This is a genomic window from Clostridium muellerianum, from assembly GCF_012926525.1.
GTDB classification, from domain to species: domain Bacteria; phylum Bacillota; class Clostridia; order Clostridiales; family Clostridiaceae; genus Clostridium_AM; species Clostridium_AM muellerianum.
Genome location: NZ_JABBNI010000025.1, coordinates 142,902 through 152,744 on the forward strand (window position 1 = coordinate 142,902; position 9,843 = coordinate 152,744).

Consider the following 9,843-nt stretch of genomic DNA (forward strand, 5'->3'; position numbering starts at 1 on the left):
TAATACCCCACATTGTTCAAATTTGAGTAAAGTATTTTCTATTTTTATATAAAACTACTCAAAATTTACATGCAGTTTAAACTTTATCTTAAATTAAATTTTAAATATTAAAAACATCATTATAAAAACTTTTTTCTTCTTTTATCTTAGATATTTCATGTAAAATGACTGGAATTCCATCCTTTATATTTTCTAGGTTAGCCCTTGCTATACTTATTTTCAAAACATTATTATTAAAATAATCCTTTAAATAATTTTTCTCTATATCTTCTAAATATATATTACTGCTGTAATTAAGTTTTTTAATAATACTACTTGCATTTATATTTTCCATTAATTCGATACAAGCAAAAAATCCAGTATCAGACACATGACATTTTAAATAAGGTATATATATACGTGATAATTCCTTTTTAAGTAAACCCATTCTCTCAGAATATGTTTTTTTAATCTTTTTCACATGTGCTTTAAACATACCACTTTTTATGTAAATTTCCAAGGCCCCTTGAGATAACACTGAAGTACTTAAATCCGACCATTTTTTATATTCTCTAAATACATTTGTTAATATTTTTGGCAATACTACTGCTGCAATTCTAAGACCTGGTAATAATATTTTCGAAAAACTTTTTAAATATATTACTCTTGATGAAACATCATCATAGTACATAGGATAAGAATTACTTTTAATTTCTAAGTCTGCAAGATAGTCATCTTCTATTATATACACATCATATTTTTCTGCTAAATTTAAAATTTGTTTTTTTTCTTCACTAGAATAGCTTGTTCCTAGTGGATTATGAAACCTTGGTATAGTATAAAAGCACTTTATATTACAATTTGCAAACTTTCTTTCAAGTTCATCTAAATTTATGCCTTTGAAGCTTCTCTCAATTCCAATTACACAAGTGTTACTAAATTCCAGTGACTTTAGCGTCCCATTATAAGTAGGTTGTTCTACAAGTACATTACTTTTTCCATTAGGGAAAGCCATATTACACAAAATATTTATTGCTTGCTGAGAACCAGAAGTTATGAAAATATTATCTTCACTGCAAAATATTTGATATTCTTGGAGTTCATTTTTAAGCACACTTATCAAATCAGGAAGTCCTTTAGCATCCGAATAATTAAAAAGAGTTTGTTTATACATGTCTATTGCCCTATTTAAGCAATGTTGGAATTGTTCATAAGGCAATATACCTTCATCTGGAGCTGCTGAAGAAAAATTTATTATATCATTGTGTAAGTTTTTATTTAACTCATTGTTATTTTCCACTAAATAATATCCACTTTGCGGTATTGAATATACTATGTGTTCTCTTTCTAATTCATCATAAGCTCTAACCACTGTTGTCTTACTGCAATTAAATTTTTCAGATAACATTCTCACTGTAGGAAGCTTTTGTTTATATTTTAAATTTTTGTTTTCAACTTCACTTATTATATAATTTACAATTTCATTATATTTACTCATCTATACACTCCTCTACATTTTGTACCAGTACAATCATTATTTTCACTTATTGTATTATATTTAATTATATTTTACACTTTAATTGTACCACATTAAATACAAGTTAATGAATCAGTGCTTAAATTTTATAAGAAATATGGATTTTTTTAAAGAACTATTATTTTAGAACAAATTTCTTAAATTAGGAGGTACTAACATGCTTAATGAAATAAAAACACGTAGAAGTATAAGAAAATATCTTAATAAACCTATAGAAGATGAAAAAATTGTTGAATTGCTTGAAAGTGCAAGACTTGCTCCTTCTGGGAGTAACACACAACCCTGGCACTTCATTGTGGTAAAATCTGAATCCATGAGAAAAAAGTTAGCTGAAGCATCTCATAATCAAAAATGGATGATGTCTTCTCCCGTTTTTATTGTATGTGTTGCAGATATAAATTGTAGAATAAAGGAAAACTTACATATCCACTTAGACGAAAATAGTACTCAGGAAGAAGTTAAACAAATAATTAGAGATACTTCTATTGCTATAGAGCATATTGTACTTCAAGCTGCTAATTTAGGACTGGGAACTTGCTGGGTAGCATGGTTTACTCAAGAGAACATTAGACCAATACTAAATATACCTTCTGATAAATATGTAATTAGTATTCTTACTGTTGGTTATGCAGATGAAGAACCTAAACCCCGTCCAAGAAAAAGTCTTGAACAAATAGTTCATTATGAAAATTGGTAAAAGGAACTATACATCTAAATATTTAAAATCAAGTGATTCTTAGACTCAGGTGAAGTTTGCTTGTGAGGAATACCTCTCTTCATCTGAGTCTTAGAAAAACTTATCCAGGTGCGTAGAGTAGCTATCCCCCAGTTAAGTAGAGAGCCAAAATCTATGATTTTGTGCGAATCACTTACTCATTCGACAATAGGAGAAGGAGTTTCATATAAAGAAAGATTGGGGTATTAGCAATGGTAGCCATCGGATAAATTAGCATATCGCTTATTAAAGGAGATACTAAATTTATGTACATTTTACTTTTGAAATATATAAAACCTATAGATGAAGTTGAAAAAGCACTAAATTCTCATATAAATTATTTAGAAAAATACTACTCTCTTAAAAAATTTATATGTTCTGGAAGACAAAATCCTCGAACAGGTGGAGTTATACTATGTAATGCAGAAAGTTTTAGTGAAGTAAATGAAATAATAAAAAAAGACCCTTTCTACTCACAAAAAATTGCTGAATATGAAATAGTTGAATTTTTACCTACAAAATATGATGAACGATTTAAATGTTTTATAACTGAATAAAAGGAGGATATCCTATGATAAAAAAGATGACTTTTGATCATATTCCTGAAATACAAAGAATAGATAAAATATGTTTTAAAGCTGATGCTCCAAGAAAAGCTGAAGGAATTAAATCTTATATAGAAAAAAGTAATAACGCTAGCATTGTATATGAACTTAACAATAAAGTTGTCGGCTATAATTTCATACACATCTGGGGAAATTTTGGCTGGTTTGGTAGTTTTGGAGTTGACCCTTTATATAGAGGACAGGGTATTGGTAAAGAGCTGCTCAAGCATACAATAAAATTTTTAAAAGAAGATGTAAAAGTTCAAAATATTGGTCTTTACACTATGCCTGAATCCAGCTATAATGTGGGATTATACATGAGCATGGGATTTAAACCACTTAAACTTTCTTTGAACATGAAAAAACAACTTGATGATTGCTGTAATTATTCTTACTGTCCTAAATATGAAATAACAAATATAGATGTTTCCAATGAATCAAATTATTTAAAATTGAAAGAAGATATAAAAACTTTTTCCAATAAAATATCTAATGGTTTAGATTTGTCTTCTCAACTTTACTTAATAAAATATAATGATTTTGGAACAGCTTTTGTATTAAAACAAAACCATGAAATTAAAGGCTTTGCTTTATGTCATCATAAAAGTATAAGAGAAAATTCCACTGATTGCTTAGAGATAACCCTTCTTTGTATAAGTTCTGATGTTAACTATAAAGATGCTTTAGATTCTCTGCTATATCATTGTATAAAATATGCAAAAAGTATAAATTACAAAAGCATATCAATAGATTGTACTACTTACAACTATGATATTTGTACTCATCTGCTTTGCAACCATAAGTTTAAGATAGAACGACCTAGAGTTATTTTAATTATGGGAAATGAAAACTATATTAGTGAATTTAATGGTTTAATTCTATGCAGATGGGCTGGATAAAAATCACCAATTACAACAATGCTTCAATGTAATTTCTATTAGTTTACTCATTGGTTGAGATATTTTTTATCTTTATGATAAACAAGCTGAGTATGGAAATCATTATAGGATTTTGGAAGTTCCACTCCTTTAAGGTTTCCTTGCTCAATTTCACTAACTAGTCACTTTCTTCCTATGCATAATAATACTACTATTATTGTTTATATAGTTGATCATAACATATATATTCTATATTTATTGCTGTAACTATAACATATTAACAATTCATAAGCCTAATATTATAAGCTAATAAGTACATTCCATTTTAACAAATTCCCCATAACCAATAGGCGTATCTTTTTTATAAGTATCTACTACACTAAATCCTGCCCTTTTATAACATTTAATCGCTCTTTTATTAAAGGCCCGAACTTCTAAAACAATTTTCTTACCAGGATATAGTTTCCTACACTGTCCTTTAACTATTTCCATTAAATCATTTCCTAATCCTTGTCCACATACACATGGTTTTAGTCCAACTCCAATAAGAATATATTTATCTTTATTTATTAACCTTATATATCCGTATAAAATATTACCATCATCAACTATAGCATTAAATTCATCTTTTCTCTTTTCCTCTATTGTAATAGCCCACTTTTCACTAGATATCCTGCTCCACTCTGGATAATTATATACTGAATATTCATCATCATATTTCCAATTACAAATTTCTTTTGCGCACGCTTCTGTTAGATTCGTAACTTTTAACTTCATTACCTTCACCTCTAACTAATATATTTTATAACAGTCCTTCTAATTTACCTATTATTAACAAGTAATCCTTTACCAATAACCCTTCAACTACTTTTAATGTAGCCTTTAAACTTTTAGAATTGCTTATCTCTAAAGAAAATTGAAGCACAGCACCTTTAAAGAATATAAACTACACTTTCAATTTTTTATTGCACTCCTAAAGCCTTAAACACAGCATCTTCTGTTGATGCATAAAACATGATTTGAAATTTTGCAAATAACTCTGGTGGTACAGTTGGTAAGTCTCCTGCATTAGCCATTGGTAATAATATCTTCTTTGCCCCTGCGTCAAAGCATACCTGAAGTGTATTTGCTAAATCCTCTACCTTATTTATTGTTCCACCTATACTCATTGAACCCAAAATTGCTAACTGACTTTGTACCGATTTCATTAATGCTCCTGAACACATAGCAATCAATGCTGCTAGCGAAAGATGATAGGTAAGCCCTACACCATTTATGTCTTGTACATGCATTAAATAGTCCTTTTGAGTAGTTGATATAGATGCACTTATATTTCGGCTGTTTGCTTTGAAATATCTAAATGCAGTTTCTATACTTTCTTTTGCTTCTCTAGCAGATCCTAATCCTGTTTTTTCAAATTTACCTGAACCATTAACTACTTCTGTTTCTATTTTGTATATTCCTATCATTCCAGAATCTCCTACACCTATAGTGTATACCTGACCTGATTTCATAGCACCTTCTGGTATAAGTGAACCACTACCTTGTTCTGGCACTGATACAAATTCTTCACTCATAGTTTCATTATCTATATAAGAAAAGTGAACATCATAAAACTCCATTCCACCTATCTTCTTTAGCTGCTCTTTTACTCTTCTTCTGCCTACTAATGCATATCTTAATATCTCCTCTAATTCTTCTTTATTAAATTCGCCATGAGGATATATAAGTTTAATTAAGCCTGAAACTGTTTTTCTAACTGCTATAACATCTCTTTGATTTAAGTTATTACCTAATCTGAAATATTTATCTATCGCATCACCAAAAGTCCTCTTTCTCATTTCTTTTAAATACTCCGAAAGATAATCAGTAATAAATCCAAAACTATTCGTAAAAAATTCTGGCCTCATTTTAGGTATTTCCCACCCTGGCAGATAAAAATGAATTCTATCAAAGAAGGCTGAATCATAAGCCATAGCTTCCGGAAATGGTTCAAATAAATGTGAAGTTTTTAATAAAACATCTACACTTTGATTTATATTACCAACAAAAACCATAGAAGCTGAAGCTGCTTTTTCTTCCTTACCCCTAGCAAAAGAACCTGATGCCATATAATCCTTCATTATTTGTATTCCATCTTTATCTTTAAAAGTTATACCTGCAACCTCATCAAAGGCTACTGTATCCCACATACCAACTAATCCTATTTTTCTTTGAGACATATTATAAAACAGGTTAGCAACTGTAGTTTGACCTCCTGAAACTAATATTGAGTTAGGTGATATTTCTTTATATAAATGAGATTTACCTGTTCCCCTTGGTCCAAGTTCACACATATTATAATTATTTTCACATAAAGGTACCATTCTAAGAATCATATGCCACTTAGTTTCATTTTTTAATTGAGTAGGTTCCATTCCTATGGATTTTATAAGGATGTCTATCCATTCTTCTTTTGTAAATTGCTTTCTTCCTTCTATAAGTTCATCCATATCCATATTAGGCATTTGAATTGGGGTTACCTGTTCTATTAAAAACGGTGAAGCATTTTTTGTAGTTTCATCATATAGATATTGAAGCTTTATAATGCACCAAATTCCTGCACCTAAAAGTTTTTCATAATCTTTAGCATATTTAGCATCTATCTCAACATCTTTTAAACCAAGATTTGAAAACTCTGCTACATAAATATCTTTCTTCTCATTTAGCTTTACTGTAAGTTTATCAATAACAGTATACCTTGACATTTCTCTTATCTTAGATTTTATTTTTTCAGCTTCGTCTGGTCTTACAAAATTATCAGCTAAAATACTCTTAACTCTTTCAACACCAGCATTTATACTATCCTCATCATCTGTAGCACAATACATACCAAGAAGGTATTCAAGAACATATGTAGGTACATTTGCCCCTTGCTTTAACTTTTGTGTTAAATCCTTTCTAACTACTTTACCTGCAAAATAGTTATTTAATTTTATACTCAATTCATCCATTGAAATTCTCCCCCGTAAAACATTCGCTATCGCTCATTTTTAGCGGTTAGTAACTAGTAGAATATTGGATAGCTTTTTTGCCTTCCTTTCACCTCCCACTAATAACTACTCACTATCCACTTTCTTTAAAATCCAAAATCATCAACTATAGCAATATCAATAGTATATGGTATCATTTCATACATTCCATTACTATCTTCATCATCCTGCATAACTAAGAAGTATTGCTTAGTCTTATCATAAGTTCTGCTATCTAAAACAAACTCTATTCTAAAAGTTCTATCTAGTGGATTTTCAGATCTTGAATCACCTATAATAGTTTTTATATTAGAAATCTTATTTCCTTCTTCATCTTCAAAGAAACATCTAATTTTTTGTGCTATGACCTTATCCTGTATTTTTTCTTCCTGAAAGAATTCTAAGAAGGTTATAGGATTTGTTATTTTTCTCGTTATACTAGTTAATGATATATTAGCCTTTCTTATATCATTTACAGATGATATACTTCTATCATTTTTAAATTTAATTACTGGCACTACTATTTCCTGCAGCATTGCTCCACCATGTACATAATTAGCGCCTGCACCCTGTACTTTAAATCTTAATGTTCCTCTTGGAGTGATAACACTTTTATTAGCGCCTTCACCTAATAAATAATCCATATTAAAGACCACTGTTCCTTCTACTACATCAGTATTAGTTGTTAATATAAATCTCCTGCTGTCCTCATCCTCATCTAATTTAATTCCTGATATCTTATCACTTTCTTTCATATCACTTCTCTTATAAATATATCCATGATCTGCAGTGATAACTATACTTGATGCACTTACTCTATTTACTAATTTATTTATCAAAGTAATAATTTCATTAAATGCTACCTCTGTTGCTGAAAATACTTCTCTTTCTGTTGCTGCATGATCTCCTACAGCATCTATTGCATTATGATAAATATAAACTACATCTACCCCTGCAAAAGCTTTTCCTATTTCATCATACTTCATATCCATAACTTTATCATATTTAATTGCTAATGATTTGGGACTTTCTTTCTTTAAAATAGCATTTCTATTTTCAATACCACTGCTACTAACTCCATCTACTATTACATCATATTTGTCATTAATTTCTATTTTGTCATTTGGTAATAGTGCTGCCATTCCTAATTTAGTATAAGAAGGAATTACTCCTTGCATATACTCAATTTCCACCTTACCTTTTCTCTCATTAGTAAGCATAATAGAAAGATCATCAGCACTCTCATACCTTAAAGCATCAGATATAATTACAAATACTCTTTCTTTATATGTATACTTAATAAATTCCTTATAGAAATTATCCTGCTGCCTAATTCCTTCTATTCTCCAAGAATTTTGAGTATTTAACGAATTAAACCACTTAATAGACAACTCTTGTAAATACCAATTATTGTATAAATTTTCAACCTTTTCTTTTAAGTCATTTAAGTTTTCTTTTTCTCCGCAGTTATCAAAATGATAATAAAATTTTCTATAAGCTTTATCTATATAATAATAGTCCTTTACATATGTTTTAAACATATCATAAGCTGATTCTGTTTTTATCATGGATTCCAATTCTTTTTTCTTATTTAATAAGTTTATAACCCATTTTATTGCTTTGTATTCACTTTCATACTTTTTATAGAAATGCATAGTTCTTCTTGCTTCTATAATTTTTAGGTACTTGCTATATTCTTCTACACCATCATTTAATAGATTAGTAATTCTTTTAAGTATTATTCTATCCATTTCTTCAAAGATGTCGCAGCTAACAAAGGTTTCTGAATCATTCTTTTCTAATATGCTATTTATTTTTAACTTATCTCCAATTAACTCCTGCATTTTATCATAGTATTCACCGTCTTTATTGTTATTCATAAAGTGATTTATAAATACCATGTTATTAGTATTCTTCTTTGATATAAATGTACTAAATTGCTTTGGCAATTCAAACTTAATCGTTTCATTCATACTAGTAGTTAAAAGCATAGCCATAAATCTTTCCAGGCTTCTTTCTTCAAAGCTATAGCCATAATATCTTATTATTAAATTCCATAATGAATCCAAGTCACCAAACTTATCTATATCCTCATATATCTTACTTTTTCCATCTAAATATTCCTTTAATACAGCCTTTAAAATTTCTTCTATATCCATCAGTTTTACCTTAGTTAAACTCGCTAGAACTCCAATATGAATTTTTTCCTTGGTGTACTCTTGAATATTTAAATTCTTAAAAGCATCTACTCTTTCTTTTCTCTTAAAAAAAGTATTATAAAGCTTAAATTCCTCTTTAAGTGAAGCATCCATAATATTTAATTCTCTCATAATTACAGTTGCTCTATCAGTAGAAAATTCTTCACTATAGCAAAAAATATCATGAAGCCAATCTTCCGAAGGTATTGGCTTTTCCATATTTGAATAAACAAGTATGTTACTAGTTGTATCTTCTTTTTCTATATAATACTTAGCCCAAAAAGCATTCTTGTCTGTTAACTTAATAACTTTAACATCTTCAATATCAAAATTGTCCATATCTTGAGCGAAATCTTCATTACTATCATACCAAAATACAATATGACGTTTCTTTCCATCACCTAATGGTTTTGAAAATAGTTCTTTAAGAAAATTTCTTATTTCTTGTAAGTTCATATGCTCACCTCTACGTTTGCTCACTCATTATAAAATAAATTATATATTTCTTCTTCTAGTTGACAAAGTTAACTCTTATACCTTTCCCTTTAATAGACTTTAGTAGCTCGTCACTTATTGATAAATCGCCCAAATTACCTTTAGCTAATAATTTAGGATATTTATTTATATCTATAAACTCACTACCACCATTTTCTTCATTATAGTTAAATTCTCTAAATTGAATTCTGATTTATCAAAACTTTTGAAATTTTCAAAAGCAAAACTCTTTATCATAATTTCACCCACTCATTTACTTAATTTTAATATAATTATACCATTCTTAATATCTAGTATTCTACATTTATCACAAAAACTATTATTATCTAAAAATAGCATCTCTATTTAAGTACTTAAAAGTTGCGATATTATGCTAATAAATTCTCGATATGCTATAATAGAGGAGGATATAATTATGTTCAAAA

Annotated in this window: 7 protein-coding genes; 3 read left to right on the forward strand and 4 right to left on the reverse strand. The window is 28.8% G+C overall.

Going from position 1 to position 9,843, the window contains the following annotated elements; translation table 11 throughout:
• Positions 1 to 100 precede the first annotated feature (100 nt).
• Positions 101 to 1,477: an aminotransferase-like domain-containing protein gene (locus HBE96_RS13655; RefSeq protein ID WP_169298288.1), complete on the reverse strand. Its 1,377-nt coding sequence runs from the start codon at positions 1,475 to 1,477 to the stop codon at positions 101 to 103.
• Between the two features lie 196 nt (positions 1,478 to 1,673).
• Here HBE96_RS13655 and HBE96_RS13660 point away from each other — a divergent pair, with 196 nt between their 5' ends.
• The 3 genes from HBE96_RS13660 (at position 1,674) to HBE96_RS13670 (ending at position 3,735) form a co-directional block, all read left to right on the forward strand.
• Positions 1,674 to 2,213, forward strand: a complete 540-nt coding sequence (locus HBE96_RS13660) for a nitroreductase family protein (RefSeq protein WP_169298289.1) — start codon at positions 1,674 to 1,676, stop codon at positions 2,211 to 2,213.
• A 284-nt stretch (positions 2,214 to 2,497) separates the two neighbouring features.
• Complete coding sequence (locus HBE96_RS13665; protein ID WP_169298290.1) at positions 2,498 to 2,788, forward strand: YciI family protein; 291 nt, start codon at positions 2,498 to 2,500, stop codon at positions 2,786 to 2,788.
• 14 nt (positions 2,789 to 2,802) lie between these two features.
• A complete protein-coding gene (locus tag HBE96_RS13670) occupies positions 2,803 to 3,735 on the forward strand; it encodes a GNAT family N-acetyltransferase (RefSeq protein ID WP_169298291.1) in 933 nt (310 codons plus the stop codon).
• 285 nt (positions 3,736 to 4,020) lie between these two features.
• Here the strand turns inward: HBE96_RS13670 and HBE96_RS13680 are convergent, their stop codons facing one another.
• The 3 genes from HBE96_RS13680 to pglZ all read right to left on the reverse strand — a co-directional run bounded on the left by HBE96_RS13680 (position 4,021) and on the right by pglZ (position 9,379).
• Positions 4,021 to 4,491 (reverse strand): GNAT family N-acetyltransferase, encoded by a 471-nt coding sequence (locus HBE96_RS13680; protein ID WP_169298292.1) that lies wholly within the window; start codon positions 4,489 to 4,491, stop codon positions 4,021 to 4,023.
• 185 nt (positions 4,492 to 4,676) lie between these two features.
• Positions 4,677 to 6,707, reverse strand: coding sequence for a protease Lon-related BREX system protein BrxL (gene brxL, locus HBE96_RS13690; RefSeq protein WP_169298293.1), 2,031 nt, complete (start codon positions 6,705 to 6,707; stop codon positions 4,677 to 4,679).
• Positions 6,708 to 6,832: 125 nt separating this feature from the next.
• Positions 6,833 to 9,379: a BREX-1 system phosphatase PglZ type A gene (gene pglZ / locus HBE96_RS13695; protein WP_169298294.1), complete on the reverse strand. Its 2,547-nt coding sequence runs from the start codon at positions 9,377 to 9,379 to the stop codon at positions 6,833 to 6,835.
• Positions 9,380 to 9,843: the final 464 nt, after the last annotated feature.

Bases quoted from the DNA above. Each gene is read 5' to 3' on its own strand.
- HBE96_RS13655 (WP_169298288.1), bottom strand. From the start codon at position 1,477: ATGAGTAAATATAATGAAATTGTAAATTATATAATAAGTGAAGTTGAA.
- HBE96_RS13660 (WP_169298289.1), top strand. From the start codon at position 1,674: ATGCTTAATGAAATAAAAACACGTAGAAGTATAAGAAAATATCTTAAT.
- HBE96_RS13665 (WP_169298290.1), top strand. From the start codon at position 2,498: ATGTACATTTTACTTTTGAAATATATAAAACCTATAGATGAAGTTGAA.
- HBE96_RS13670 (WP_169298291.1), top strand. From the start codon at position 2,803: ATGATAAAAAAGATGACTTTTGATCATATTCCTGAAATACAAAGAATA.
- HBE96_RS13680 (WP_169298292.1), bottom strand. From the start codon at position 4,491: ATGAAGTTAAAAGTTACGAATCTAACAGAAGCGTGCGCAAAAGAAATT.
- brxL (WP_169298293.1), bottom strand. From the start codon at position 6,707: ATGGATGAATTGAGTATAAAATTAAATAACTATTTTGCAGGTAAAGTA.
- pglZ (WP_169298294.1), bottom strand. From the start codon at position 9,379: ATGAACTTACAAGAAATAAGAAATTTTCTTAAAGAACTATTTTCAAAA.